Genomic DNA, 25,362 nt, shown 5'->3' on the forward strand with positions numbered 1-25,362 from the left:
CTCAAGCCGCGTCGGCCGCCGTGTTCTCGGCCTTGCGGTAGTGCTCGGCCTCGAGCTCGGCAATGGCGCGCGAGGTGCGTTCGCGCAGCGCGAAGGCGGCAATCAGGCCGAACACGATCGCGATGACCAGGGCTATCCAGGAGAACCGCTCCATCCAGCGCTCGGCGGCCATGCCGGCGTAGTACACCAGCGCGGTGGTGCCACCGGCCCAGCAGATGGCGCCCGAGACGTTCGCCGCCAAGAAGCGCGGGTAGTGCATCTTCAAGGCGCCGGCCAGCGGCCCGGCGAAAATCCGCAGCAGCGCGATGAAGCGGCCGAAGAAGACCGCCCGGACTCCCCAGCGGTTGAACAGCTTTTCGGCCAACGCGACGTGTCCGGGACCGAAATGTTTGGGGAACCGTCGGCCAAGGCGGTCGAAGAGCGGCATGCCGAACCGGCGTCCGATCGAATAGCCGATCGAATCGCCGACCACGGCGCCGATCACCGCCGCGGCGCCGACCCCGATGGGGTTGACGGGCAGGTCGTCATGCGACGACATCAGCGCCGCGCTGACCAGGATGATCTCACCGGGAAGGGGGATGCCCAGGCTCTCGAGCCCAACCACCCCGCCGACCACCAGGTAGACCGCGAGCGGCGGGATCGCGTGCAGCAAAGCCTCCACGTCCATGCGTCCAGCATGCCTGACTGTGCCGCGGAGCGCGCCTTAAACCCGCCGCTTCGCGTCGGCCGGTCGGCTCGGCGCGCTCAGGCTCTCCAGCCGCGGCCGTTTGGGTTCCCGACCGTCGGCCGACGACAGGCCGCGCAGCCGCCGCCAGATCCACGGGAAGAAACTGTCCTGCGTCCAGCGCAACTGCTCGTAAGCGCCGCCGCCGAGCGACCGCCGTCGGGCGTCGGGGCTGGCGTGGGCCCAATCGTGGCTGCTGCCAGGCAGATTCAGGGCCTCGGCGGCCGCGGCGGCGAACAGCATGTGTCCTTTGGTGGAGGCGTGCACCCGGTCGACGGCCCAGGTGTCCAACTCGCGCATGGATGGCGCGTTGTACAGGTCGACCAGCCCGAACCCGTAGCGGTCGGCGGCCGCCCTGATCGTCGCGTTGATGCGGGCGAGACGCCCCGCCACCAGGCGCCCGAGCGGGAGGAACTGCGCGACGTCGGGAAAGGTCGTCGTCACCACCGTCGCGCCGGATCTGGCCAGCGCGGCGTAGACGTACTCGAGTTCGGCCAGGGCGGGGCCGAAGGAGCGCCCCGGCTGGATGACGTCGTTCATCCCGGCGCACACGGTGATCAGGTCCGGCTGCATCGCGAGCGCCTGCGGGACCTGCTCGTACAAGACGTCGGCGATCCGCTTGCCACGGATCGCCAGGTTGGCGTAGTGCAGGCCGGGATAGAGCGAATCGAGCATGACGGCGAGCCGGTCGGCAAACCCGAGGAGACCGACGACGTCGTCGCCGTCCCACAAGCCCTCGGTCTGACTGTCCCCGATGGCGACGTAACGGCGATATCCGGACGGAATAGCCCCGCGCACGAAGCCGAGAGTAATAGCGATTGCGCCCCCGGTGTGTTTAGCGTGGCCGCTCACTCGCCTCATAAGGATCGTGCCTCGCGGTCACCACGGCCGTGGTGATTGGGGCGGGGCTACTGGGCGCGACGTTCTCAGTTTGCTGTGAGTCGCAACCCCTTGGTGTCGCGTCCGGGTAACTTCACTGTCATGCCGAAAAAGCGCGAGCGGGATGCGCAGGACGCCGAGGCGGCGGCCGCCGATTCGCTTGCGCCGCAGTATCCGATCGAGTCGGTCGACAATGCACTCAAGCTGCTGCTGTTGTTGGGCGAACAACCCCAGATCCGGTTGAGCGAGGCGACCCGCTATCTGGGCGTGGCGTCGTCCACCGCCCACCGGTTGCTGGCGATGCTGGCCTACCGCGGGTTCGTCCGGCAAGACCCGGTGTCGAAGGCGTACCTGCCCGGTCCGGCGTTGACCGGTGTGGCGTTCGCGGTCTTCGGCCGCACCGACATCCAGCGATCGGCCACCCCGACCATGCGAAGCCTCGGGGAGCAGCTGCGGGAAACCATCCACGTCGGGATGCTGGACGGCGCGAGCGTCCGCTTCATCGCCGCCGTCGAAGGTCCGGCCGCGGTCAGGGTCGCTTCCCGGCTGGGCCGCACCCTTCCGGCGCATTGCACGTCGACGGGCAAGGTCATGCTGGCGCAGCTGCCCGAGCCGGAACTGCGTCAGCTGTTGCCAAACGAGCGGTTGGAACGCATCACGTCCTCGTCGATCGGCAGCCGGACCGAGTTGGAGGCCGAGCTCGCCGCCATCCGCGAGCGCGGTTACGCCATCAACCGCGAGGAAAGCGAGGAAGGCGTCGCTTCGATAGCGGTGCTCATACCCACGCGAGCGCCGGGCCTGCGGCTCGCGCTCAACGCCGCCGCGCCGCAGAACCGGCTGGGTGCCTCGCGCTATGCCGCGGTGGCCGCGGCGCTAGGCAAGGCGGCCAAGGAGATTGGCGACCAACTGGGCTGAGACGCCGCGTCAGACGTCATCGGTGCGGGAACTCCGGGCGCAGGAACACGTCGTCCAGCGTCACGGTGCGCAGCTTGCGCGCTCGGATGATTTCCACGAGCTGTCCGTACACATGGGTGACCGGTGGGTGGTTGAGATGGCCGATCACGATGTTCTGCGGAACGAACGACTGGTAGGCCATTCTGACGATCTGGTCTTCGGAAACCAGCGCCGAGTCCCGTAAATCGCCGGACCACAACGCGGTCACCTGATAGCCCAGATCGGCGGCCACCGCAGCGACCGCGGCATTGTGATGCCCATATGGGGGCCGCAGGTAGGGGGCGGCGTCCACGCCATAGGTATTTCGCAGGAACGCGTGCGTTCGGGAGATCTCCTCGGCGACTTGGCCCTTCGACAGTCTGGTCAAGTCGGGATGCGTCCAGGTGTGGTTGCCCAGCTGTATTTGCCCCGATTCCACCATGGGTCGAAGCAGGCCGGCATTGTCGGTCCACGAGTGATAGCCGCCGGTGACGAAATAGGTCAGCCGCACACCGGTGTCCTTGGCGAATTGGGTGTAGAGCCGCACCACATCGGTGTTGGCGCCGTCGTCGACCGTCCACGCCAGCAGATTGCCGTTGCCCGGAAGCCGTTTCAGCACAGCGCCGCCGGGCAGTGCGACACGCGATTGAGGGTCCGGCGGGGGGGACAACGGCGCGGGTCCGGGAACATCCCCGCGTGCCAGCGGCGCGTCGGGCCCGCCGGTGGTGACGGCCACCGTCGCGGCCAGCGCGACCAGAAACCGGCGCCGGTCCAAATCGGCCACGTCAGTACTCCTCGAAGGCGGCGCCGACCCCGGGGCGCCGCAAAACAAAATTGCTCAGCTAGCTGGACAGACTAAGTGCGCAGCTACCGGGAACCCGCCAGGCCGGGCGAATGTTCGCGCGCCGATACCAACTTGTGACGCGAGCTCAGCCGGCCGACAACCGGGCCACCTCGTGACGCCAGGCGGCCTCGGCGGTGAACGACGGACCCAGGTCGGGCAGGTCGGCCCAGTCGGCGTCGTCGATATCCCGCAAGTTGCCCCCGGCGCCGCGCACCCGCAACGACATTCGGGCCAACGCGTCGAGGCTGATCGCCTGCAGCACCGCCTCCGGGATGGTGGCGGCGGCGCTGGTGATGCCGTGTCCGCGGCAGATCACCACCGGCCGCCCACGCATGGCCGCCACCATGTCCCTGCCCAGTTCCGAGGTGCGGATCAGCACGGCGCGCTCGTAGACCGGCACGCCGCCGCGGGCGAGCCACGCGCCGGGAATGTCGTAGGCGCCGTAGATCGGCCGGATCGCGATGCCGGCCAGGTCGGCGGCGACCACGGCGGGCGGGTGCAGATGCGCGACGGCCCGGTGCCGTGGATCGGCCAGCATGGTTTCGACGTGGATCGGCAGTTCGTTTGGCACGCGGTATCCGTCGAGTTCGCCGTCGGCGCCGGCGCCGCCGTCGAAGGTGATGAGCCGGATGTCGCTGGGCCGGGTGAACGCCACCCCGGTGTCGGTGTCGCTGCGGCAGCGGACGAGCAGGCGCTCGTGGTCGACCCGCAGGCTCAGGTGGCCGAGGATCCCGTCGACGAGGCCGCGGGCCGCGGCCACCCGGCAGCCTTGCGCCACCAGCGCACGTTGCTCGTCGAGGGAGTTCATCGCGGTGCGCCCAGCCCGAATCCGCCGTCGGGACGGACGGTTTCGCCGGTGATCCCGCGGGCGCGGTCGGAGGCCAGGAACGCGAAACTCCACGCGTGGTCTGCCGCGGAGAGTGCGACGTTCAGCGGCGTGCGCGCGGCCAGCTCCCGCGCCCGGTCTGGGGTGTCGTCCAGGCGGACGCCCTCGAGCCCCAGGCTGGCAAGCCCGCGCAGGTCGGTGCCCAGCGTGCCGCCCGGTGCCACCCCGTTGACCCGGATGTGCGGCGCCAGCTCGTGGGCCAGGGCGGCCACCAGGCCGCGGACGGCGAATTTCGACGACACGTACAGCGCGCCGCCGCGCCCGGGGTAGTACGACGACGCGGACTCGGTCAGGATGATCGAGGATTCGGTCCCTTCCCGCAGCCGGGGGAGCGCCGCCTTGACGGACTGCAGGTGGCTGAGCACGTTGGTGCGAAACATCTCGTCGAACGCGCCGGGAAGGTCATCGGCGTCGATGTCGCCGATGCCCCGATAGAAGTCGAAGACTCCGACGCAGTTGACCAGCGTGTCCAATCCGCCGTAGGCGTCCACCGCAGCGGCGACCGCTCGGTCATTGGCTTCCCGGGTGGTGGCATCGCCCTCGGCGACCGGAACATCGGGCAACTGCCGGCGCAGGGTCGCACATTTTTCGTGATCGCGTTCCAGCGCAGCGACTTTCGCACCCTCGGTGCGGAACGCGTCCACCACGGCCCGACCGATCCCCGAACCGGCGCCGACCACCAGCGCGCGCTTGCCCTCAAGCCAGCCGGTCATCGCCCTCCTCGGCTTCATCGGGCAGCAGCGGCGCGTGGGAATTGCCCACCATCGCCGCCAGGGTGCGGCTGTTCTGCCAAGTCAGGGCCTCGACCTCGAGGGCGTCCAAGGTGATCCATTTCCCGGATCGCGGTGCGCCGATCAGCAGCCTCGACCCGTTTCGGGTGTCGACCCGGCGCACCACCACCTCGGTGAATTCGTTTGCGACGACGAGCGGTTCGCCGACCGCGCCGTCCAGGAGCCGCTGCAGTTCGTCATTCACAGGAACACCGCCAGGTTTTGCATCCGCAGCACCGACTCGTCGGCAATGATATTGCGGCGGGCCAGCTTCCAGCGATCATCGCACCAGCGCAGCAAGTCCTCGCGGCCGCACGACAGCAAGGCGCTTTCGTTCACGTCGCCCCGGCTGCGGAACAGCAGCTCGGCCGACTCGACCAGCAGCTGGGCGGGGTCGTCGCACTCGAAGGTGCGCACGTTGGTGACGAAGTGACGCAGCCGCGACGGCGGATCCTCGGCCCAGGCGTGCTCGGTGGCCATCCGCGCAACCCGCTGGGTCAGCGAATACTTGTCCTCGTCGAAATGCGCCATCCCCGGGGAGACGTCGAACCCGGCCCCGCGCGCGGTGGTGACCCGCACGGGCATCAGGTAGCGGACGTCATCGGTCAGCGTCTGAAGCCACGCCTCGTACTGCTGTGCATCCAGCAGGTAGGCCTCGTCCACCAGGAACTGATGGGCCTGCAGGTGCCGAACATCATGAAACGGCAATGATGGCAATGCCTTTCTCATGCACCGGCCCCCTGCAGGTAATCGGCCCACATGTTCAGCATCGCGCGCTGATTGTGCTCGTTATAACCGACCTGCGCGCGGCCCGGCCCGTGGAACGCCTCGGCGGTAAGCGGCTCGACCACCGGGCTGCCGTCGGGCAGCAGGCCCATCCGGCTGTTCAGCAGCAGCCGCCGCGCCATGGAACCGCCGGCGGTGGTAGTCAGCGACACCCAGTTCTCCACGTCGTCTTGCTCGAACATGCCGGTCGAACCGAAACACATCAGATAGGCCTTGTACGAGTCTTGTTTGTACTGCGGGGGAGCGGCGGAGTCCACCGCGAACCACGAGCAGACCTCGGTTTCGTTCTCGCTTATCGGCTGCCACAGCCGGATCGAGATGAAGGGCAGGACTTCTGTTTTCCGGTCCTCCCGACCGGATTGCACCTTCGGCCAGTTGTGCACGAAGCTCAGGTTCGGAAAGCAGGTGGCCGCCGAGATCATGAAGCCGTCCTCGCCGACCATTCGCTGCTGTCGCGGCGTCCACACGTCCCTCATCCGGCCGATCATGTCGTCGGGATAGCCGACGTAACGCATCCGCTCGTCGAAGCCTCCCGGCGGAAGCTTGTAGGTGGTGCCGCCGCCCCGGTGCGCCCAGTAGGTGGCGCCGTCCTTGCGCTTCTGCGCTTTCGGCTCGCGGAACAGGCCGATGTCCACGATCGAGGCGTGGGTGTGCGGCGTGTGGTACATGTCGCCGGCGAAGTTCTCGGCGCCGATCTTCCAGTTGGCCTTGATGCGCCAGCGCTGCGGCCCCCGCACCTCCAGCCCGTTGGCGCTCTGTTTGGTGTAGAAGTCCAGATAGAACTTGAAGTCGCCGAGGTAATCTTCGAGCGGTTCGGCGCCGGCGTCCATGTTGATGAACAGCAGGCCGTTGTAGCTCGCGAATTGCGGTGCGGAGAGCAGGCTTTGGGCGCTCTTGGCGAACCCATCCTCGCCGCCGTAGGCCTCCCGGTGGAATGGCAGGCCGGTCAGGGCGCCGTCGTTGCGGTAGGTCCAGCCGTGGTAGGGGCAGCGGAAGTTGGAGGCGTTTCCCAGTTCCGCGCGGCATACCTGCATGCCGCGGTGCAGGCACATATTGAACAGGGCGCGTGCACGCCCATTCGCGTCGCGACTGATGATGAAGGAGTCGTCGAGAACCCGGCGCACGACGTAGTCGCCGTCCTGTGGAATCTCGGACTCGTGGGCCACGAAAATCCACGCCCGCGAGAACAGCCGCTCCTTCTCCAGCGCGAACAACTCACTGTCGTTGTAGATGTGGGCGGGGATCATCCCGTCGCGGACACTGGCGAACAGGCCGTCGCGATGGACCGTCACGGTGACCCCCTCGTCCTCCAATTGTCTGCTCTGCAGAGATGTATTCCGCTAAGTAGAATCCCGCATCTACCCGCCGGCGGTCAATCGGCCGTGTGCGCCCCCGCTCACCTGGCCCGATCCGCGGTCAGGCGTTTACGAGAAGGCTTTGTGGTAACTCACAGGTTTCTGACAACGAAGTGGCCGGAAGCCCGGGCTACGGTGGTCACGTCAGTTCCGCTGCGCATGTGAGCGTGCGGTAATCAACGGGTAAATAGTTTGATTCTGCGTGCGTTATGGTCGTTTAGCGACGTATTTGAGGAAGGCTGGTGCAATGGCTGCTCGATCACTGGATGGTCGATTGCAGAAACTCGGATCGCGAGTGGTGTCCGCCATCGGGCGTCAAGACTGGCTGGATCGGCCGAGCTATCGGTTCGAACACTTGCTGAGCTTCGCCTTCAACGGCCTGGGCGGCGCCCGCAACACCGTCACCAACGCGCTGCACGGAGTGTGGCTCGGCCACCCGGTTCACCCGCCGCTGGCGTCGTTGACGAGCGGCGCGCTGGGGACCACCGTCGCGTTGGACGCGTTGAGCCTACTGCCGGGCCGGCCCGCCACCGAAGTCCGTGACGCGTCGAAGTTCGCGTCCCGCGCGCTTGGGGTGGGGATCCTGGCCAGCATTGGGTCGGCCATCACGGGTGTCACCGATTGGCAGCACACCCATGAATCCGATCGCCGGGTCGGCGCCGTGCACGGCCTGGTGAATTTGGTGGCCACCGGTCTGTACGCGCAGTCCTGGTGGGATCGCCGCCGGGGCCGCCACGGGCGCGGCATCGCGCTCACTGCGCTCGGTTACGGCATCACCGTCGCGGGCAGCTACCTCGGTGGCGCGTTGGTGTTCGAGTCCGGCATCGGCATCGACCAGTCGGGCGCACGGCTGCGCAAAGCGGAGTGGACGCCCGTGCTGCCGGCGAGCTCGCTGAACGGGAAGCCGGTGCGTGTCGAGGTCGACGGGGTGGGGTTGGTGGTGTGCCAGACCAACCCCGGGGAGGTCGCGGCGTTCGGGGAGTTGTGCCCGCACTTGGCCGCCCCCATGGCCGATGGCTGGATCGACCGCGGCCGCCTCGTATGTCCTTGGCACGGTTCATGGTTCGCGGCCGAGTCGGGCGATGTTCTGCGTGGCCCGGCGGCGGCCCCGCTGCCGTGTTACGAGGCGAGGGTGGTCGACGGAGTGGTCGAAGTTCGGGGCGAACCCGAGCCCGGGCTCGGTGCGGCGGTGGGAATCGGAGGAGGGAAAGCGCAGTGAACGCCTACGAGGTGCTGAAAGAACACCACATCGTGATCAAGGGCCTCGGCCGCAAGGTCAGTGAGGCGCCGGTGAATAGCGAAGAGCGGCATGCCCTTTTCGACGATATGCTGATCGAACTCGACATTCACTTCCGCATCGAGGACGACCTGTACTACCCGGCCCTAAAAGACGCCACCAAGCTGATCGCCGTCGCTCACGCGGAGCACCGCCAGGTGGTAGACCAGCTTTCTGTGTTGCTCAGGACCCCGCAGAGCGCGCCGGGTTACGAGGACGAATGGAACTCCTTCAAGACGGTGCTGGAGGCCCACGCCGACGAAGAGGAGCGTGACATGATCCCGGCTCCACCCGAGGTCCGGATCACCGACGCGGAGCTGGAGGAACTGGGCAACAAGATGGCCGCGAAAATGGAGCAGTACCGCGGGTCGGCCCTCTACAAAATGCGCACCAAGGGCCGCGCCGCGCTGGTCCGTTCGCTGTAACTCCGGCCGCGCCGCCGATTTGCGCGGTGTGCGGGGCCATCGAGAGTAGCGTCACGGCTCATGAACCCCGAGTGTCTCGCGTCTCAGGGTGACATCACGGCCGAGATCGCCAGCATCGCAGCCGAATACCGGGGGAGCGAAGCGCAGCCCCGGCTCGACTACCCGCCCTACCGCAGCACCATCCTGCGCCACCCCGAACAACCTCTGGTGCCGGTCGATCCCGAGGGGGTCGAACGGTGGGCGCCGTGCTTCGGCCACCAGGACGTCGGCCCCCTCGAGGCTGACCTGACGGCCGGCCATCCGGGCCAGCCCCTTGGCGAACGCGTCATCGTCGCCGGGCGGGTGCTCGACGGCTCGGGCAAACCGGTGGCGGGTCAGCTGATCGAGATCTGGCAAGCCAACGCCGGTGGCCGCTATCGCCACCAGCGTGACCAGCACCCGGCTCCGCTGGACCCCAACTTCACCGGCGCCGGCCGGTGTCTGACCGGACCGGACGGGTCGTACCGCTTCCTGACCATCAAGCCCGGCCCGTACCCGTGGCGCAACCACCGCAACGCGTGGCGCCCGGCGCACATCCACTTCTCCCTCTTCGGGACGGCTTTCCCGCAGCGTCTGGTCACCCAGATGTACTTTCCCGGCGACCCGTTGTTCAGCCTGGACCCGATCTTTCAGTCGGTCCTCGACCCCGCCGCGCGTCGACGGCTGATCGCCCGCTACGACCACGACCTCACCGAGCCGGAGTACGCGACCGGGTATCGATGGGACATCGTCCTGACCGGTGGCGCCCAAACCGCGATCGAGGATGCCGATGACTGAATACGCTTGCACCCCAGGGCAAACGGTCGGGCCATTCCTGGACCTCGGGTTGCCCTATCCCCGGGACAGCGCCCTGGTCGACGACGGCCATCCGGATGCCGTGCGGCTACACGGCACGGTCTACGACGGCGCCGGCGACGGAGTACCGGACGCCCTGGTCGAGTTGTGGCAACCGGACGGTACCGGCCGCATCCCGCGGCAGGCCGGCTCGCTGCGCCGCCACCACGGAGATGGCGCGACGTTCACGGGCTGGGGCCGGTCGGCGACCGACGCCGCCGGCCGGTACGGATTCACCACCGTGGCGCCCGGGCCGGCGAGCGCCGGACGGCCGCCGTTCTTCGCCCTCACCGTGTTCGCGCGGGGCCTGCTGGACCGTCTGTTCACCCGCGCCTACCTGCCCGACGGCGACCTGGCCGCCGACCCGCTGCTGGTGATCCTCGATGCCGAGCGCCGCGGCACCCTGCTGTGTGTACCCGAAAACGATTGCCGAGCTTACCGTTTCGACATTCACCTGCAGGGACCGCGCGAGACCGTGTTCCTGACTTACCGGGACGGTGGGCGATGACCAACCTGCTGTGGCCTGGAGATCACCGCGCCGGGGAGCACATGACGGATCGGGCGCTGCTGGAATCGATGGTCGTGATGGAAGGCGCCTGGCTGGACGCCCTCGTCGCCGAAGGCCTTGCCCCAACCGAGTGCGCCGGGGCAGACCTGCCAATGCTGTTGACCCCCAACGATTGTGAATCCCTGGCAGCCGCCGCCGAGGACGGCGGCAACCCGGTCATCGGGCTCGTGGCCCTGCTGCGGCAGCGCGCGGCGCCGGCCGTCGCGCCGTGGATCCACCGCGGACTCACCAGCCAGGACGTCCTGGACACCGGCCTGATGCTCGGCGTGCGTGACGTCGTCGGGGACCTGACGGCGCGGCTTGCGGCACAGATCTCGACGCTGACCGAGCTCGCCACGCGGCACCGGTCGACGCCCATGGTGGCGCGCACCCTCACCCAGCACGCCGCGCCCACCACGTTCGGGGCGAAGGCGGCCGGCTGGCTGAACGGCGTCGTCGACGCCTTCGACGGGCTGACCGCGGTGGCCTGGCCCATCCAGATCGGCGGGGCCGCCGGGACGCTGGCCGCCGGCACGGAGCTGGCGGCGCTGCTCACCGACGCCGCCGACCCCGTCGAGGTGTGCGTCGGGCTGGTGCAAAGCGCGGCAACGGCTTTGGGCTTGGCTGTCCGATCGCCCTGGCACACGACGCGGACACCGGTCACCACCGCAGCCGACGCGCTCGTCGGCTGCACCGACTCCTGGGGCCGCATCGCCTCGGACATCGTCACCCTGGCCCGCCCGGAGATCGACGAACTGACCGAGCCGGCCGGCCGGAATCGCGGGGGTTCGTCATCGATGCCGCACAAACGAAACCCGGTGCTGTCCATCCTCATCCGCCGGGCGGCCCTTTCCGCGCCGCAGCTGGCGGCGACCCTGCACACCGCCGCGGCGCTGGCCAATGACGAGCGGCCCGACGGCGCCTGGCACGCCGAGTGGGACACCCTGCGCACCTTGGCCCGGCGCACCGTCGTCGCCGGATCCCAATGCGCCGAGCTGTTGGCGGGGCTGGTGGTGCATGCCGACCGGATGTCCGAAAATCTCCGTGCGGCAGACGTTCTGGGGGAGCAGACGGCGATCGCCGACTTGGCGGGAAAGCCGGCGTCGCCGAGCTACTTCGGCGCCGTGGACCGGCTGATCGACGAGAGCCTGGACCGCGCCCGGCGGGCGCTCGGTCAGCGCTGATAAATGCTGGCCAGCCAGATGTGCAGCAACGTGTCGATCGCCCGGTCCTCGGGCATCGCCTCGTCCTCGGCGGTGAACGTCGCGGCCATCACCCGCTCACTCAACATGTTCAGGGCCACCGACAGCTGCTCCGCCGGGATGCTGTCGGGGGCGGCGCCCCGCCCGCGCTCCGCCTTGATGGCCGCCGTGGTCAGCAAGATCCACCTCTGCATCAGCGTGGACCACAGCTGCCGCACCTCGGGGTTGGTCGCCTTCGCCGAGGCGCCCGCCACGGCGACCGCCGGGTGAGAGCCCGACACCTCGAAGAACGCCTCGATACGCGCCCGCCACAGCTCCGCGGGGTCGTCGGTCGATATGCCGCCGAGCGACCTGAGGGCCGCATGCGCCTTGGCGTTCATCTGATCGAGCAGCGAGAGGAGCACCGCGTTCTTCGATCGGAAATAGAAGTAGAAGGTGGGACGCGAAATCCCGGCGCCCTTTGCTAGGTCGTCCACGGAAAAGTCGGCGAGCGGCCGTTCCTGCAGCAGGCGCTCGGCCGTGGCCAGTATCGCCTGTTCGCGGTCGTCACCCGAGTGCGGAGACGACCGGCGGCCCCGCGAGGCATGCAGGTACTTGGTCTGTGTCGGGACGTCGGACACGCCCGCTACTGTTGGGCACGCCGATATACGCGAACGAAACTGCCGATTAAGCCCAGCAACAATGTCGATTAAGTTCGACATTATTTTCGTGCGCGTCAACACATTTGCTGGCCGTTTCAACGCGTCGACCCGCTTCGCCGCGCGGCCGACGAACGACCTCACGATTCGGGACTTCCGCCCCTACTCGGGCCCTGGCGCGGAGTGGTCGCATCTGGGGATGACAAAGAACGACGACGGCACCAAGACATGCCGCATCGACGTGCTGGTCGAAGAGCGCGACGAAAAGACCCGAGCGAAGGCGCGGCTGTCCTGGGCGGGCAAGACCCTGGTCGGCGTCGGCCTGGCGCGACTCGACCCGGCCGACCCGCCCGTGGCCGCGATCGGCGACGAGCTCGCGATCGCCCGGGCGCTGTCCGACCTGGCGAATCAGCTGTTCGCTGCGACATCCGTCGATATCCAAACCAGTACCCACGAACCCGTCACAGGCCTGCATCACTGAGCGATCAGTGACGAACCACGAAAGCCACCATGAGACAACGACCTGATTTACCGGCCGCCTTCGACGTCCAGATAACGACGCGCGGCCAACTGCCCGACGCCGAGGAGTACGCGCGCACGAAGATCGGCGATCTCGGCCACCTTGCCCACGAACCGGTGCTGCACGCCCACGTCAGGCTTGCCGAGCACGGCGACCCCGCGGTGGCTCGCCGGGTGATCGCGCAAGCAACCCTGGACGTCAACGGCCGGCCGGTGCGCGCACAGGTCGAAGGCGTCACCGCGCGGGAAGCCATCGATCGACTCGAGGCGCGACTGCGTCGCCAACTGGAGCGCGCGGCCGAGCACTGGGAAGCCAAGCGAGGCGGCGTGCCCCGTCCGCATGAATGGCGGCACGAAACCGAACCGAACCACCGGCCGAAGTACTTCCCGCGACCGGAAAGCGAACGCCGGATCATGCGGCACAAGTCGTACAGCCTTCCCACCTGCACGGTCGAAGAGGCCGCATTCGAGATGGAGCAGCTGGACTACGACTTCCACCTCTTCACAGAGGAGGGCACGCGGCAGGACAGCGTGCTATACCGCGAAGGCCCGACCGAATACCGCCTGGCCCAAATCAATCCGGCATCTGCCGACGAGCTGGCGCCGTTCCAGTTACCGCTGACCATCAGTCCGCAGCCGGCGCCGCGGCTGAACGTCCAGCAGGCCATCGAGCGGATCGGGCTGCTGGGCCTGCCGTTCCTGTTCTTCGTCGACACTGCCCGGGACCGCGGGAGCGTGTTGTATCACCGCTACGACGGACACTACGGGCTGATCACACCGGCGAGCTGAACGCAACAGACCAACTGAAGCCGCGGCGGTCCCGGCAATCCCCCCGTCCGGGACCGCCGCTCCAAACTTCTTTCCTCGCAGCGCAAGCGGTGCGCGCTACGCGCCGCGACGGCGAGCCTGGTCGCCGGCGACGTACCGCAGCAGCGCGCCCACGCCCTCGGCCGGTGCCATCAGCTGACCGGCCCGAACCAACGACGCGCCCACCGCGATTGCGTTGAACGGCAAGGCCTCGTCGGCCCGTGCCACGCGTGACACCGGTTCGCCGAGTTCGGACAGCGCGTCGGCGTCGGCCGCGATCGTGGTTAGTGCCCTACCGGTGACCACGGTGGCATCGCCGAGCTCGCCGACGATCAGCGTGTCGACGTTGCCGTCGCGAAGCGCCCTGCAGACTTCGGAGAGGCCTTCGGTCGCGCGCCCGGATCCGCGGCCGATCTCCGCTTCGAATCGTTGGGCCAGGGCGGACATCTCGATGGCACGACGCCGGGCGAACTCCTGGCCCGTCAGCTCGCTCATCTCCTGGTCGTCGCAATGGCTTTTGCGGGTCCCGGCGTGCAACTGCGACACCCGTTCGGCGACCCGCTCGGGCAATTCGGCAACCAGATCGGCGAGCGAACGGACTTCGCCGCACAAGAACACCACTTCGGGATCCGCGTCGTCCACCAGGCGCGCGAGCTCGTCGGCGACCGCACGGCAGTTCATTCGGATGGCTTCCTCGGTCGTGTGCTGGAAGTCGCCGTAGCCGTTCCAGCCGGCCGTCGTCGGCTTGTGCACCGGATAGCCGCCGCCCTCAACGCTTTCGGAGCTGACGGAACCGCCTCGATACAGGCTGATGTCCGCCCCGGCGCGATCGATCGCGGCGAACACGTAGGTGGGACGCCGCATTTCCGAGTCGATCAACGGCACGAGGTAGGGATAATCCGACACCCGAATCACCGTGGCGGGCGGCGGGTTGATCAGGTGCTCGTTGATCAGTACATGTTCGGCGGTAGCGAGCACCGCTCGGCCGCGCCGTCCGACGGCCGGTCGATGATGCAGCACGGCATCCTCGACCATGCCGACGATCTCCCCGTCAGCGCCCATTTCGTGCAACTGCTGACGGATACCGTGCCACTTCGCTTCGAGCTGCTCGGCGGCGTCCAGGGTCTCGTGCGAGTCGTCGAAATATACCGAGGCGAATGGGCCTTTCGCTTTTACCAGCCACCTGAGGCGATCCGATTGCATGCCATCACTCTCCACTGTTGCCTTTGCCAATATCCGCCCACCGTATGAACGGTGGGCCCGGCTACACGAGAGTCGTTAGCCCCCAGCCGCGGGTCTTAGGTCCCGGGCGAAGGCCCGGTCGTCAATGCTCGTAGAGGGCGTCGAGGCGGTCGGCGAATTTGTCGATGACCACCTTCCGGCGCAGTTTCATGCTCGGGGTCAGATCGCCCGAATCGACGGTCAATTCGCGGTCGGCGATGGTGAACTTCTTGATCTGTTCCCATCGATTCAGTTCGGTGTTGAGGGCGTCGATGTATCCGGCGATCAGCTGCTGTGTCTTGTCGTCATGGGCAATCTCGGCGAAGGACTTGCCCGCCAGACCATTCTTGCCGGCCCAGTCGGTGATCGCCTCGCTGTCGAGGCCGACCAGGGCGACACAGTACGGCTTGCCCTCGCCGTAGACCACGAGCTCGCTCACGTACGGGCAGGAGCCTTTGAACCGCGCATCGATCGCCGACGGGGCCACGTATTTGCCCTGGGAGGTCTTGAACATGTCCTTCTTGCGGTCGGTGATCCGCAGGAATCCGTCGTGGTCGACCTCTCCGATGTCGCCGGTGTGGAACCACCCGTCCTCGTCGAGCGCCTCGGCGGTGGCGTCCGGCAGGTCGTGGTAGGAGGTCATCAGCCCGGGACCTTTGAGCAAGACCTCGCCGTCGTCGGCGATCTTCACATCGGTGGCGGGGAACGGCCAGCCGACCGTCCCGAGCCGATAAGCGCTGGGGCGGTTGATAAATGATGCCGCCGCGGTCTCGGTCAGGCCATAGCCCTCGAGCACGATGATGCCCACGGCGTCGAACCACTGGGCGACGTCGCGGTCCAGCGCGGCGGCGGCGGAGACGAAGAAACGCAGACGCCCGCCGAACCGCTCGCGGATGTTGGTGAACACGAGCCGGTCGGCCACCTTGTAGGCCAGCGATGTTGGAAGGGACGGCTTCTTGCCCGTCTGTCGGGCTTCCGACACCTTGACGCCGACCCTGATCGCCCAGTCGAACATCATTTTCGTGAGCCTGCCCTGTTCGGCCACCATGTCTTGGACGCGGGCGTGCGCCTTTTCGAAGATGCGTGGTGCCGCGCCCATGAGGGTGGGCCGCAGGGCGGCCAGGTTGTCGACGATCCGCTCGACACGGCCGTCGATGGCGGTGGGAAAGCCGATCTGCAGAGGCAACGCCAGCATCACCTTGCCGAACGCGTGCGCCAGCGGCAGCCAGAGGAAGTTCAGGTCGTTGGGTCCGAGGATGTCCAGCGAATCGATGGCCGCGGCCGTGTACGTCCACGCGCCGTGCGTCAGTCGCACGCCCTTGGGCCGCCCGGTGGTGCCGGAGGTGTAGATGAGGCTGGCCAGGTGTTCCGGGCCGACGGCTGCGACCCGCTCGTTGACGGCGTCGGGTGTGTCCGCGAGCAGTTGCTTGCCCAACAGATCCAGGTCGGCGAGGGAGATCACCCAGTCGCCGTCGCCGTTGCCGTCGATGACGACGACCTTGCTCACGTCGGGTAGTTCGGCCCGGTGCTCGACCAGCTTGTCGAGCTGGGCCTGGTCTTCGGCGACCACCACCCGGCTCCCGGAATTGGCGACGATGTAGGCGACATCGGCGGCGTTCGTCGTCGGATACACGGTGGTGGTGGCGGCGCCGGCACACATGATCGCGAAATCGACGAGCACCCACTCGTAGCGCGTCGCCGAGGCGAGCGCGACCCGATCCTCAGGCGCGATGCCCAGCGAGATCAGACCCGCGGCGAGGTTGTTGACGCGTTCGCCGACTTGCTGCCAGGTCACGCTCGCCCAGGTGTGGTCTTGCGGGTAGCGGAAGGCCTCCGCGTGCGGTGTGGCGGCGACGCGGTTGACGAACATCTGTGCCACCGACGGCGCGCGGTTCTCGATCTTGCGGAGATCGGGCCTCTCCATTGAGGCCAGTGGTGCTTTCATGACGCGATTCCATTGCTCTCGAAAGGGGGATGACGTGGGCGAACCGGTATACCGTTCGATCCTGCCGAGCGTGGTGGCTACCTGATAGAGACGAAAGTCATGTAGGGGTCGGCAAACGTCCCCGGAGCGTCGGTGTCCGTGGCGACCGTCAGTCGGCCAGGGCTATTTCGATGGAGAGGCACTCACCGAGAGCGTGTGCCGCGGACCAATCGCCGCCTTCGACCGCGCGCTCCAGGTCGTCGACCAACGGGCTGTGGGCGCCGAGCTCCGCCAACCAGGCGGACACGGTCGCGGGTATCTGATGGGCGGGAACTCGGGCAACATGTCCCTCATGGAGGCGATCGGTCAGCTGATAGATCGTGGCTGTCGACCTGCGCTGGGGCCAATGCTGCCGCCACTTCGCTGTATTCATGGTCCCTCCCCGCTAGCCTTAACGATCCATCCGACCAGCCCCGAAAGTCCGGCCGTAGAGGCGAAGAGCACGACTACCGAAAGGCTTTTGTCTTGCTTCCGGCCTGCCGAAGTCCTAGTCCGACAGGGTCTTTTGTCACTACGGTCACCTACTTACTTCTCCGGTGATGGCGGTGGTCGTCGCGTACCGTGCATCCCGAGAGGGTGCATCGCTACGTTACTCGTTTCGCGGGCGCCGGATTACGAAATTGGCGAGATGACCGATTTAGCAATGGATTCGCAATCCGGGCGTGATTCGGGCCGAAACCTCCGGCCGACGGGTGGGAAGGCGTGAGCGTTGTCCGCGCCGAGGAGTTGGCGGCGCTGCCCGTGTTCGCCGACATTGCGGCGGAGGACCTTACGGAGTTGGCCGCCCTGCTCGAGCCCCTGCACGCCGCCGCTGGAGAGGTCCTGATGCGGCAGGGGGAACGGGCGGAGTCGTTCGCGATCATTGCGTCCGGTCGAGTCGCGGTGAGGCACGTCGGCCCGAAGGACCGGGTCACGGCCACCGAGCTGTCGTCCGCGACGATCATCGGCGAGATCGCGTTGCTGCGGCACGCGACCAGAACGGCGACGGTGACCGCGCTGGACGACGTGCGCGGCTACACCGGATACAGCGCGGCCTTCGACCGCATGCTGGCCCTGCCGGTCGTCGCCGACCGGATGCTGCGTACCGCGCGGCAGCGGTTGGCCGCGTACATCGCCCCCATTCCGGTGTCGTGCAGCGACGGCGCGGCGCTCTTGCTGCGCCCCGTCCTGCCCGGCGACGCGGAGCGGTTCAAGAGCAGCGGTTCCTTCTCGAGGGAGACTCTGTACCGGCGATACCAAGGTGGCACCCCGACCGATGCGCGCCTGACCTATCTGTTCGAGGTCGACTACGTCGACCACTTCGTCTGGGTAGTCACCGACGGCGTGGCAGGGCCGGTGGTCGCCGATGCCCGCTTCGTCCGGGACCAAGACGACCCCGTCTCGGCAGAGGTCGCGCTCACCGTGGCGGACGGCTACCAGGGCCGTGGGATCGGTACGCTCCTGCTCGGCGCGCTGGCTGTCGCGGCGCGCCTCGACGGCATCAAGCGATTCCATGGCCGGGTGCTGGCGGAGAATCCGCCCGCGCGTGCGCTGGGTGACAAGGTGGACGCGCGTTGGGCGCGCGAGGAGCCGGGCGTGGTCGCCGCGATGGGGGAGATACCGCGCTTTCGTGACTTGCCCCTCGACCGCGCTGTGCTCGAGCAGATCCGGCAGGTGGCCCGGCAGGTGATCCAGGCGTTCGACTAGCGGCTGCTAGTGACAAATGCCCCGCCATCTGATGGCTTTGCGCCCTTACCGGAAAGTTGGATTCGCCCACAACATGGGTTCTGCTTGCTAGTCGAAGGAGTCGCGCCGACCGATGGCAAACCAAGACTGCGCTCCTCCCGTCCTGGCGCTGGTGCGCGGCCTCGTCGAAGAGGTTCACTCGCAGGCGGTGCCGCCCTCGGTGACGCTTGACAGCTCCTTCGACAACCTGGGCATCGGGAGCCTCGAACTGGCGGAATTGTTGCTACGCGTGCAGGACGAATTCGGGGTGGCGCTCCCGCCCCACACCTTGGCGAGGGCGGAGACACCGCGCGATTTGGTGGCCGCGCTCAACCCCGCCCTGGGTCGGGGTCACCCCGCCATGCGGGAGGACCGTGGCGTCGTTTCACTTCCGGCCACCGTGTCGCCAGCTCCGGCGCCCGAGTCGGCGCTGACCCTCAACGACGCCCTCAACTGGCATGTCGGTGCGACCCCGGGCCGCACCCACATCCGCATTCTCGACGACGCTGGTGACCCCCGGAACAGCGCCGACATGAGCTATGCGGACCTGCACCACGAGGCGGCCGCGGTGGCCGCCGGACTGATCGCGCACGACGTCGTGGCGGGTGACGCTGTCGCCATCATGCTGCCGACCTGCCGTGCGTATTTCGTGACCTTCGCAGGCGTCATCCTCGCCGGCGCGGTGCCTGTCCCCGTCTACCCACCCGCGCGACCGTCCCAGCTGGCGGATCATCTGCGCCGCACCGCCGGCATCCTCGCCAATGCGCGCGCCACGATGCTCGTCACGGTGCCGGAGGCCGTCGCCCTGGGCCACCTGCTGCGCTCCAACGTCGAGAGCCTGCGCCATGTCGTCGTTCCCGAATCACTCACGCGCGCAGGCGAACACGCGCCACCGTCCCTTCCCCGGCCGCGGACCGAGGATCTGGCGCTGGTGCAGTACACCTCGGGCAGCACCGGGCAGCCCAAAGGGGTCGCCCTGACGCATCGCAACCTGCTCGCCAACATCCGGGCGATGGGTCGGGCCGCGGGGGCGACCGGGTCGGACACGTTCGTCAGTTGGCTGCCGCTGTATCACGACATGGGGTTGATCGGCGCATGGTTGGGCTGCATGTACTTCGGTGTCCCGCTGGTGGTGATGAGCCCGCAGGCGTTCCTCATCCGCCCATCGCGATGGCTGTGGGCGATCCATGCCAACCGTGCCACCATGTCGGCCGGCCCGAACTTCGCCTATGAACTCTGCCTGTCGAAAATTCGCGACGAGGAGATCGAGGGGCTCGACCTCAGTTGCTGGCGGCTGGCCTATAACGGCGCCGAACCGGTGAGCGCCGCGACCATCGAACGTTTCGGTGATCGCTTCGCTCCGTATGGTTTTCGCCGGGAGGCGATGACGCCGGTTTATGGGCTGGCCGAGTCGTCGGTGGGGCTGGCGTTCCCCCCGTTGAACCGCGGACCGGTCATCGACCGAATTCGCCGAGACACCTTCGTAAGGTCGGGGCAGGCCGAGCCTGCCAAGCCCGGAGAGCGGGACCTTCGATTCGTCGCCTGCGGCCAACCCCTGCCCGGTCACGAAATCCGCATCGTCGACGCGGCCGGCAACGAGCTGGGTGACCGCCATGAGGGCCGCGTCGAGTTCCGCGGTCCCTCGGCGACCGCGGGCTATTTCAACAACCCGGCGGCGACGCGCGCTCTGTTTCACGACGCCTGGCTCGACACGGGCGATCTCGGGTACACGGTTGAGGCCGAGCTGTACGTCACCGGCCGTATCAAAGACTTGATCATCCGGGCCGGGCGCAACCTGCACCCCGCGGAACTGGAAGAGGCGGTTGGCAACATCCAGGGTGTCCGCAAGGGCTGTGTGGCGGTGTTCGCTTCGCCCGATCCCTCCGGTGGCCCCGAGCGACTCGTGGTCATGGCCGAGGCCCGAGCGATCCGAGACGATGCGCGCGCCGCCCTACGCTCCGAAATCGCGGCCACTACAGTCGATTTGCTCGGGGTGGCGCCCGACGATGTGGTGCTGGCGCCACCTCGCACCGTCCTGAAGACGTCCAGCGGCAAGATCAGGCGGGCCGCCAGCCGGGCCCTCTACCAGGCCGGCAAGATCGGTGCACGACCACGGGCGTTGTGGTGGGAACTGGCACGGCTTCGCATTCGCGGCGCGCTGCCTTCAATGCGCCGTGCTCGTCGTGCGGCGGGCGACGTGGCCTTCGCCGGCTACGCGTGGGCCGTGTACACCATCCTCGGGCTGTCGGTTGCCGCCTTGCTGCTGCTACTCCCGCGGGCGGATTGGCGGTGGCGCGTGGCCCGCGCCGCGGTCCGGTTGCTGGCTCGCCTCACGGGGACGGCGATCACCGTGCACGGCCTCGACCTTTTCCCCGCAGGCGCGTCGATCGCGGTGGCCAACCACCCCAGCTGGATCGACCCGCTGGCGCTGGCGTCGGAAATGCCGCAGCAGTTTCACTTCGTCGCCGCCGAAGTCCTTGAACATCAGGGCATCAACGGATTCGTGCTCAGGCGGCTGGGCCACCAGTTCGTGGAACGCCACGAACGTGAACACGGCGTGGCGGACACCGACCGGCTGGCCGATCTGGTGCGTGCCGGCCAGTCGCTCGTCATCTTTCCGGAAGGCCGACTGGCCCGCGCCCCCGGGTTGCGGCCTTTCCACATGGGCGCCTTCGTGGTGGCCGCCCGAACCGGCGTGGCCATCACCCCGTTGGGGATTCGCGGGACCCGGACCATACTGCGGCCGGAGCATCATTTCCCCCGACACGGATCGATCGATATCACGGTGGGTGAGCCGATCAGGCCCTCGGGCGACAGCTGGACCGCCGCAGTCGAATTGCAGCACGCGGTGCGGCACTCCGTCCTGGTGTTATCGGGGGAGTCGGACGTCGAATAGGCTGCGGCAGCGATCTATTCGTCGTGCTTGCTCACCGCCTGGCCGGCGCTGCGCACCACGTTGCGGAAGAATTCGATGCGGGCGGTGACCAGGTCGTCGGCCAGGTCCAGGGCGGCGTCGACGACGGTCTTGCGTCGCGACTGCTCGGGGAGCACGGGACTGATCTGGTCGACGAACTTGCGGACGGCCTCGATGGCGTGCTTGCGGCCCGATTCGACCGATTCCAGCACGTCGTCGGAGAGCTCGGCCCAACGCGGCTCGGTCTTGTGCGGTGCCTCGGTCATGATCTCACTCCTAACAAGGGTTCCCGAGATGCTTGTGACCGCTCCGAGGTTACGACTGGCCGGACGTCGGCGCGAGTGACAAAAGGCCCTTCGCCCCCGGTCATATGGCCCAGACCGGCCGCCTGCCCTCGGCTTGCCGGCCAAGGACTTTCGCGGCCCCGACCGGGCCGTAAGTCCCTAACCCGCCGATTTCGGCGCCTGCTAATTTGCCACCATGGCGGTACCCACCAACAACGGCGCCTCTCGACGCCCAGGCGCTTTGCCATTGAGCCCACCCGCGGGTGTCGGCCTGGGCAGTGCCGTCAAACCGTTCACGAGCACCGGTCGATACCTCGCCGAGTCGTGGCGCGAATATCTCGGCCAAGCGCCCGACGAGCTTCCGATCGCGCGACCCACGCTCGCCCTGGCCGCCCAGGCGTTCCGCGACGAAGTCGTCCTGTTGGGCCTGAAGGCACGGCGCCCGGTCAGCCGCCCCGAGGAGTTCGAACGCATCACGAGCGAGGTGACGGCGGGACTGAAGTTCTACGGTAAGCGGGGATGGCTGACCAATCCAAAAAGATTCTTCGGCACTCCGCCGCCACTTTCGGACGTCGTGGTGCGAAAGGTCCAAGCGGGCCGGCGGTCCTACTATCGCATCTTCTTCGACAGCGGATACCTGCCCCGGCCGGGTGAACCCGGCGCGCAGCGCTGGACGGGCTACACCGCCAACGATCGCGAGTACGCCCTGTTGCTGCGCCATCCGCAACCACGCCCGTGGCTGGTGTGCGTGCACGGAACCGAAATGGGCCGGGCCGCCCTGGATCTCGCCTTGTTCCGGGCCTGGCGGTTACACGAAGATCTCGGGTTGAACGTCGTCATGCCGGTCCTACCGATGCACGGCCCCCGCTCCCGGGGCCTGCCGAAGGGCGCGGTGTTTCCGGGAGAGGACATCCTCGACGATGTGCACGCGACTGCGCAGGCGGTGTGGGACATCCGTCGGCTCTTGTCCTGGATACGCCGGGAAGAGCCGGAATCGCAGATCGGGTTGAACGGTCTGTCGCTGGGCGGCTACATCACCGCGTTGGTCGCCAGCCTCGAAACCGGGCTCACCTGTGCGATTCTGGGTGTCCCGGTCGCAGACCTGGTCGGGCTGCTGAGTCGGCACTCCGGGCTCGGCCCCGACGACCCGCGCCGTCAGACGTTCGAAGCCGCCGAGCCCATCGGGCGGATGACGTCGCCCCTGTCGCTCCCTCCGCTCGTGCCGATGCCGGGTCGCTTCATCTACGCCGGCGTCGCCGATCAGGTGGTGCATCCGCGCGAGCAGGTGGTCCGCCTCTGGGAACACTGGGGGAAGCCCGAAATCGTCTGGTACCGCGGCGGACATACCGGCTTCTTCCGCGCGCGACCCGTACAGCGGTTCCTCGAGGCGGCGTTGCAGCAGTCAGGTCTTCTGGACGGGGCGGTGCCCAGGCGCGACCGCCCCGCTTAGTAGCGGAGGTGGAGGATGAATCCGTTGGATCCGCTGGACGCGGCGATGATGACCGCGGAGTGGGTTTCCAACCCGATGCACGTCGGCGCCGTGCTGATCCTGTCGCCACCCGACGACGCCGGGCCCCATTACGTCGACGAGCTGCATCGGACGACGCTCGGCCGGAACGACCCGATCGACCCGAGGCTGCGCAGGTATCCGCATCGCGGTGTGGAGACCGGTGGCATGTGGGTCTGGCGGCACATGGATCCCGTTGATGTCAGCCGACATTGCGAACGTCGCACGGTGTCCGGCGACGGGTTCTGGCGGCTGATCGGCGAGCTGGACGCCCTGCGCCTCGACTGGAGCCGGCCGATGTGGACGTCGTATCTGATCGACGGCCTGGACGGGGGCCGCTTTGCCTTCTACATCAAGGTGCATCACAGCGTGACCGACGGGGTGGCCGGGTTTCAGATGATCACCGACGCGCTCAGCAGTGATCCCGCCCGCCGGTCGATGCCGCCGTTTTACGCCGATTGCCGTCCTGAGCCCTCGCCGCCGGCTTCGGCCGGGTTGGTGTCTCGACTGGTCGCGCCCCTGCGGTCGCTGACCGGTGCGGCGGCGTCGAGTGTGGGTCTGATCGGGCGGGTGGCCACCGGCGAGGTCGCAACGGTGCTCGATGCCCTGGTCGGGCACACCACGGTGCTGCCCCTGGGGGCCCCATACACCCGGTTCAACGGCCGGGTGGGCCCCGAGCGCGCCGTTGCCGCGAGCAGCTGTGCGAAAGATCGCATCCAAGCCGTGCGGCAGGCGGCCGGAGTTACTGGCAACGACGTGCTCACCGCGGTGGCGGCCGGCGTTGTGCGGCGCTGGCTGAGCGACCGCGGAGAACTGCCCAACCTCCCGCTGGTGGCCGCGTGCCCCATCACGGTGCGCGACCCCGAGCACGAGACGCGAAATGACCAGCACGGCAACAGGTTCGGACTGTGGATGTGTCCGCTGGCCACCGATCTGGAGGACCCGTTAGCCAGGCTGAATGCGATCCATCGGTCCATGTCGGAGGGAAAGCACTGGGTGGCCAAACGGGGAGCGGCGGCGTCACTGCTGACGAATGCCGGCAGCATCGCCGCGACGGCAATCGGCCCGCTGCTGCCGTTCACGCCGAAAATCCGTACCGGATACAACCTGCCCATTTCGCACGTCCGCGGCCCGGTGGGCGAAATGTATTGGAACGGCGCCCGAATCGAGGAGATGTATCCGGTGTCGACGGTTTACGACGGTCACGCACTCAACATCACGACGTGCGCGTACGCCGACCGGATCGGGTTCGGCTATGCGGCCGGCCGCGACGTGGTGCCCGATATCGAGACATTCATACCGTCGACCGAGGAGTGCCTGGCCGAGCTCGAAGCGGCAGTAGGCATTGCCAGTTGAGTCCCGGCGCCGCGAGGCGCCGAGGCGTCAGCCTCGCGCCCGCTGCGAGGCCCGGCCCACGTGGGCCATGATGCGTTCCAAGACGGTGTTGGACAGGTCGCCGTCGTCGGCAACGCGCGACAGGCCGCGGCGCCGCAGGAACGTGTCGAGGCGGCGATCGGGAGACCAGTCGGCATAGATCGGGCCCAGATATCGCGATTGCAGGAATTCCGAAGCCAGGGCGTCCACGTCAGAGTCGGTCAACGACAACGTTGGAATACCGCCCATAGCCGCCATGCTCCTTCGTTCAGCCGCAACCGCACCAGCCAAGTTACGTCAGACGTCGCCATTATTTCGTCACGCGCAGATTGCGGATAGGGTCCAAAGTCATCACCGAGCCGGCGCGCACAGCGGCGACGGTGGCCGGGCGACAGCGCCCGGGCCCCGGCTTCAGCCGGCTATTTCGCCGCCACTTTTACGTGCTTTTCCTCGGATGCGGGCTGTGAGACCGGCACGGAGACCGTCAGGATGCCCTTGTCATAGGTGGCCTTGATCTCGTCTTCGTTGGCATTCGACGGCAGTGACACGGTGCGGACAAACGAGCCGTAGGAGAACTCCGACCGGCCGTCGAACTCCTTCTTCTCGCTGCGCTCGGCCTTGATGGTGAGCTGACCGTCGCGGACGGTGATATCGACGTCCTTGGCCGGGTCGATGCCGGGAATCTCGGCGCGCAGCTCGTAGCGGCCGTCGACCATCTCGTCTTCCAGACGCATGAGGCGGGTGTCGAACATCGGGCGGATTCCGGCGAACGACGGGAACGCCGAGAAGAAATCCGCGAATTCGGGGAACAGCATGTGCGGCTTCTGCGTCGCGGGCAGGCTGGTCGTCATTGTCTTCTCCAGGTGTCATTTACTTGAAATGGACGTCTTCGATCCGACCACGCGAGCCG

26 protein-coding genes and 1 pseudogene are annotated in these 25,362 nt (G+C 67.6%); 12 read left to right on the top strand and 15 right to left on the bottom strand.

Features of this window, described 5'->3' with window-relative positions; genetic code table 11:
- Window position 1: 1 nt before the first annotated feature.
- Window positions 2–667, bottom strand: coding sequence for a DedA family protein (locus tag A5678_RS05415; protein WP_068039585.1), 666 nt, complete (start codon window positions 665–667; stop codon window positions 2–4).
- Between the two features lie 36 nt (window positions 668–703).
- Window positions 704–1,522, bottom strand: coding sequence for an SGNH/GDSL hydrolase family protein (locus tag A5678_RS05420; RefSeq protein WP_156746774.1), 819 nt, complete (start codon window positions 1,520–1,522; stop codon window positions 704–706).
- A 183-nt stretch (window positions 1,523–1,705) separates the two neighbouring features.
- Between A5678_RS05420 and A5678_RS05425 the strand changes: the two genes are divergently transcribed.
- Window positions 1,706–2,518: an IclR family transcriptional regulator gene (locus A5678_RS05425; RefSeq protein ID WP_068039588.1), complete on the top strand. Its 813-nt coding sequence runs from the start codon at window positions 1,706–1,708 to the stop codon at window positions 2,516–2,518.
- 16 nt (window positions 2,519–2,534) lie between these two features.
- Here A5678_RS05425 and A5678_RS05430 read toward each other — a convergent pair whose 3' ends face one another.
- The 6 genes from A5678_RS05430 to A5678_RS05455 form a co-directional block, all read right to left on the bottom strand.
- Window positions 2,535–3,311 (bottom strand): polysaccharide deacetylase family protein, encoded by a 777-nt coding sequence (locus tag A5678_RS05430; RefSeq protein WP_068039773.1) that lies wholly within the window; start codon window positions 3,309–3,311, stop codon window positions 2,535–2,537.
- A gap of 154 nt (window positions 3,312–3,465) precedes the next feature.
- Window positions 3,466–4,188, bottom strand: coding sequence for a class II aldolase/adducin family protein (locus A5678_RS05435; RefSeq protein WP_068039591.1), 723 nt, complete (start codon window positions 4,186–4,188; stop codon window positions 3,466–3,468).
- Window positions 4,185–4,979, bottom strand: coding sequence for a 3-(cis-5,6-dihydroxycyclohexa-1,3-dien-1-yl)propanoate dehydrogenase (hcaB, locus tag A5678_RS05440; protein WP_068039593.1), 795 nt, complete (start codon window positions 4,977–4,979; stop codon window positions 4,185–4,187). Before hcaB ends, A5678_RS05435 begins: the two co-directional genes overlap by 4 nt.
- A complete protein-coding gene (locus tag A5678_RS05445) occupies window positions 4,963–5,241 on the bottom strand; it encodes a dihydrodiol dehydrogenase (RefSeq protein WP_068039597.1) in 279 nt (92 codons plus the stop codon). The genes hcaB and A5678_RS05445 overlap by 17 nt, the downstream gene beginning before the upstream one ends.
- Window positions 5,238–5,765: a 3-phenylpropionate/cinnamic acid dioxygenase subunit beta gene (locus A5678_RS05450; RefSeq protein WP_068039601.1), complete on the bottom strand. Its 528-nt coding sequence runs from the start codon at window positions 5,763–5,765 to the stop codon at window positions 5,238–5,240. Before A5678_RS05450 ends, A5678_RS05445 begins: the two co-directional genes overlap by 4 nt.
- On the bottom strand, window positions 5,762–7,069 hold the full coding sequence (locus A5678_RS05455) for an aromatic ring-hydroxylating dioxygenase subunit alpha (protein WP_068039774.1): 1,308 nt from the start codon (window positions 7,067–7,069) through the stop codon (window positions 5,762–5,764). Before A5678_RS05455 ends, A5678_RS05450 begins: the two co-directional genes overlap by 4 nt.
- 355 nt (window positions 7,070–7,424) lie before the next feature.
- Between A5678_RS05455 and A5678_RS05460 the strand changes: the two genes are divergently transcribed.
- The 5 genes and pseudogenes from A5678_RS05460 (at window position 7,425) to A5678_RS05480 (ending at window position 11,482) form a co-directional block, all read left to right on the top strand.
- Window positions 7,425–8,396 carry a Rieske 2Fe-2S domain-containing protein gene (locus A5678_RS05460; RefSeq protein ID WP_068039603.1) on the top strand — a complete coding sequence of 324 codons (972 nt, stop codon included), beginning with the start codon at window positions 7,425–7,427 and terminating at the stop codon, window positions 8,394–8,396.
- Complete coding sequence (locus A5678_RS05465; RefSeq protein WP_068039605.1) at window positions 8,393–8,878, top strand: hemerythrin domain-containing protein; 486 nt, start codon at window positions 8,393–8,395, stop codon at window positions 8,876–8,878. The genes A5678_RS05460 and A5678_RS05465 overlap by 4 nt, the downstream gene beginning before the upstream one ends.
- Window positions 8,879–8,916: 38 nt before the next feature.
- A pseudogene (gene pcaH / locus A5678_RS05470) lies at window positions 8,917–9,694 on the top strand (protocatechuate 3,4-dioxygenase subunit beta).
- Window positions 9,687–10,259 (top strand): protocatechuate 3,4-dioxygenase subunit alpha, encoded by a 573-nt coding sequence (gene pcaG, locus A5678_RS05475; RefSeq protein WP_068039611.1) that lies wholly within the window; start codon window positions 9,687–9,689, stop codon window positions 10,257–10,259. Before pcaH ends, pcaG begins: the two are co-directional and overlap by 8 nt.
- Window positions 10,256–11,482, top strand: a complete 1,227-nt coding sequence (locus tag A5678_RS05480) for a lyase family protein (RefSeq protein WP_068039614.1) — start codon at window positions 10,256–10,258, stop codon at window positions 11,480–11,482. Before pcaG ends, A5678_RS05480 begins: the two co-directional genes overlap by 4 nt.
- On the opposite strand, the gene A5678_RS05485 is transcribed toward A5678_RS05480, so the two are convergent.
- On the bottom strand, window positions 11,473–12,120 hold the full coding sequence (locus A5678_RS05485; protein WP_068039617.1) for a TetR/AcrR family transcriptional regulator: 648 nt from the start codon (window positions 12,118–12,120) through the stop codon (window positions 11,473–11,475). The genes A5678_RS05480 and A5678_RS05485 overlap by 10 nt on opposite strands.
- Before the next feature lie 217 nt (window positions 12,121–12,337).
- On the opposite strand from A5678_RS05485, the gene A5678_RS05490 reads away from it, so the two are divergent.
- Window positions 12,338–12,619, top strand: coding sequence for a DUF1876 domain-containing protein (locus A5678_RS05490; RefSeq protein ID WP_068039775.1), 282 nt, complete (start codon window positions 12,338–12,340; stop codon window positions 12,617–12,619).
- Between the two features lie 29 nt (window positions 12,620–12,648).
- Complete coding sequence (locus A5678_RS05495; RefSeq protein WP_068039620.1) at window positions 12,649–13,446, top strand: HPF/RaiA family ribosome-associated protein; 798 nt, start codon at window positions 12,649–12,651, stop codon at window positions 13,444–13,446.
- Between the two features lie 96 nt (window positions 13,447–13,542).
- Here A5678_RS05495 and A5678_RS05500 read toward each other — a convergent pair whose 3' ends face one another.
- The 3 genes from A5678_RS05500 to A5678_RS05510 form a co-directional block, all read right to left on the bottom strand.
- On the bottom strand, window positions 13,543–14,667 hold the full coding sequence (locus A5678_RS05500) for a Vms1/Ankzf1 family peptidyl-tRNA hydrolase (protein ID WP_068039623.1): 1,125 nt from the start codon (window positions 14,665–14,667) through the stop codon (window positions 13,543–13,545).
- A gap of 121 nt (window positions 14,668–14,788) precedes the next feature.
- Entirely contained in the window at window positions 14,789–16,630 is a 1,842-nt protein-coding gene (locus A5678_RS05505; protein ID WP_068039626.1) for a long-chain fatty acid--CoA ligase, read from the bottom strand.
- A gap of 148 nt (window positions 16,631–16,778) precedes the next feature.
- Window positions 16,779–17,042: a hypothetical protein gene (locus tag A5678_RS05510; RefSeq protein WP_068039629.1), complete on the bottom strand. Its 264-nt coding sequence runs from the start codon at window positions 17,040–17,042 to the stop codon at window positions 16,779–16,781.
- 329 nt (window positions 17,043–17,371) lie between these two features.
- Here A5678_RS05510 and A5678_RS05515 point away from each other — a divergent pair, with 329 nt between their 5' ends.
- Window positions 17,372–18,355, top strand: coding sequence for a GNAT family N-acetyltransferase (locus A5678_RS05515; protein ID WP_068039632.1), 984 nt, complete (start codon window positions 17,372–17,374; stop codon window positions 18,353–18,355).
- 112 nt (window positions 18,356–18,467) lie between these two features.
- The gene (locus A5678_RS05520) at window positions 18,468–21,269 is read left to right on the top strand and encodes an AMP-binding protein (protein WP_068039635.1); all 2,802 of its coding nucleotides are present in this window, start codon (window positions 18,468–18,470) and stop codon (window positions 21,267–21,269) included.
- A 14-nt stretch (window positions 21,270–21,283) separates the two neighbouring features.
- On the opposite strand, the gene A5678_RS05525 is transcribed toward A5678_RS05520, so the two are convergent.
- A complete protein-coding gene (locus A5678_RS05525) occupies window positions 21,284–21,553 on the bottom strand; it encodes a hypothetical protein (RefSeq protein WP_067205764.1) in 270 nt (89 codons plus the stop codon).
- A 214-nt stretch (window positions 21,554–21,767) separates the two neighbouring features.
- Between A5678_RS05525 and A5678_RS05530 the strand changes: the two genes are divergently transcribed.
- Both A5678_RS05530 and A5678_RS05535 read left to right on the top strand, forming a co-directional pair.
- Complete coding sequence (locus tag A5678_RS05530; protein ID WP_068039638.1) at window positions 21,768–23,021, top strand: S9 family peptidase; 1,254 nt, start codon at window positions 21,768–21,770, stop codon at window positions 23,019–23,021.
- 15 nt (window positions 23,022–23,036) lie between these two features.
- Window positions 23,037–24,434, top strand: coding sequence for a wax ester/triacylglycerol synthase family O-acyltransferase (locus tag A5678_RS05535; RefSeq protein ID WP_068039640.1), 1,398 nt, complete (start codon window positions 23,037–23,039; stop codon window positions 24,432–24,434).
- A gap of 27 nt (window positions 24,435–24,461) precedes the next feature.
- Here A5678_RS05535 and A5678_RS05540 read toward each other — a convergent pair whose 3' ends face one another.
- Both A5678_RS05540 and A5678_RS05545 read right to left on the bottom strand, forming a co-directional pair.
- Window positions 24,462–24,677, bottom strand: a complete 216-nt coding sequence (locus A5678_RS05540; RefSeq protein ID WP_197502043.1) for a hypothetical protein — start codon at window positions 24,675–24,677, stop codon at window positions 24,462–24,464.
- A 194-nt stretch (window positions 24,678–24,871) separates the two neighbouring features.
- Entirely contained in the window at window positions 24,872–25,303 is a 432-nt protein-coding gene (locus A5678_RS05545; RefSeq protein WP_068039646.1) for an Hsp20/alpha crystallin family protein, read from the bottom strand.
- Between the last annotated feature and the right edge of the window lie 59 nt (window positions 25,304–25,362).

The sequence above is a fragment of the Mycobacterium sp. E2733 genome, assembly GCF_001667585.1.
Lineage (GTDB): Bacteria > Actinomycetota > Actinomycetes > Mycobacteriales > Mycobacteriaceae > Mycobacterium.

Coding starts and splice junctions, on each gene's coding strand:
- A5678_RS05505 (WP_068039626.1), bottom strand. CDS start 16,630: ATGAAAGCACCACTGGCCTCAATGGAGAGGCCCGATCTCCGCAAGATC.
- A5678_RS05415 (WP_068039585.1), bottom strand. CDS start 667: ATGGACGTGGAGGCTTTGCTGCACGCGATCCCGCCGCTCGCGGTCTAC.
- A5678_RS05530 (WP_068039638.1), top strand. CDS start 21,768: ATGGCGGTACCCACCAACAACGGCGCCTCTCGACGCCCAGGCGCTTTG.
- A5678_RS05500 (WP_068039623.1), bottom strand. CDS start 14,667: ATGCAATCGGATCGCCTCAGGTGGCTGGTAAAAGCGAAAGGCCCATTC.
- A5678_RS05490 (WP_068039775.1), top strand. CDS start 12,338: ATGACAAAGAACGACGACGGCACCAAGACATGCCGCATCGACGTGCTG.
- A5678_RS05460 (WP_068039603.1), top strand. CDS start 7,425: ATGGCTGCTCGATCACTGGATGGTCGATTGCAGAAACTCGGATCGCGA.
- A5678_RS05495 (WP_068039620.1), top strand. CDS start 12,649: ATGAGACAACGACCTGATTTACCGGCCGCCTTCGACGTCCAGATAACG.
- A5678_RS05535 (WP_068039640.1), top strand. CDS start 23,037: ATGAATCCGTTGGATCCGCTGGACGCGGCGATGATGACCGCGGAGTGG.
- A5678_RS05525 (WP_067205764.1), bottom strand. CDS start 21,553: ATGACCGAGGCACCGCACAAGACCGAGCCGCGTTGGGCCGAGCTCTCC.
- pcaG (WP_068039611.1), top strand. CDS start 9,687: ATGACTGAATACGCTTGCACCCCAGGGCAAACGGTCGGGCCATTCCTG.
- hcaB (WP_068039593.1), bottom strand. CDS start 4,979: ATGACCGGCTGGCTTGAGGGCAAGCGCGCGCTGGTGGTCGGCGCCGGT.
- A5678_RS05450 (WP_068039601.1), bottom strand. CDS start 5,765: ATGAGAAAGGCATTGCCATCATTGCCGTTTCATGATGTTCGGCACCTG.
- A5678_RS05455 (WP_068039774.1), bottom strand. CDS start 7,069: ATGATCCCCGCCCACATCTACAACGACAGTGAGTTGTTCGCGCTGGAG.
- A5678_RS05520 (WP_068039635.1), top strand. CDS start 18,468: ATGGCAAACCAAGACTGCGCTCCTCCCGTCCTGGCGCTGGTGCGCGGC.
- A5678_RS05425 (WP_068039588.1), top strand. CDS start 1,706: ATGCCGAAAAAGCGCGAGCGGGATGCGCAGGACGCCGAGGCGGCGGCC.
- A5678_RS05480 (WP_068039614.1), top strand. CDS start 10,256: ATGACCAACCTGCTGTGGCCTGGAGATCACCGCGCCGGGGAGCACATG.
- A5678_RS05510 (WP_068039629.1), bottom strand. CDS start 17,042: ATGAATACAGCGAAGTGGCGGCAGCATTGGCCCCAGCGCAGGTCGACA.
- A5678_RS05435 (WP_068039591.1), bottom strand. CDS start 4,188: ATGAACTCCCTCGACGAGCAACGTGCGCTGGTGGCGCAAGGCTGCCGG.
- A5678_RS05545 (WP_068039646.1), bottom strand. CDS start 25,303: ATGACGACCAGCCTGCCCGCGACGCAGAAGCCGCACATGCTGTTCCCC.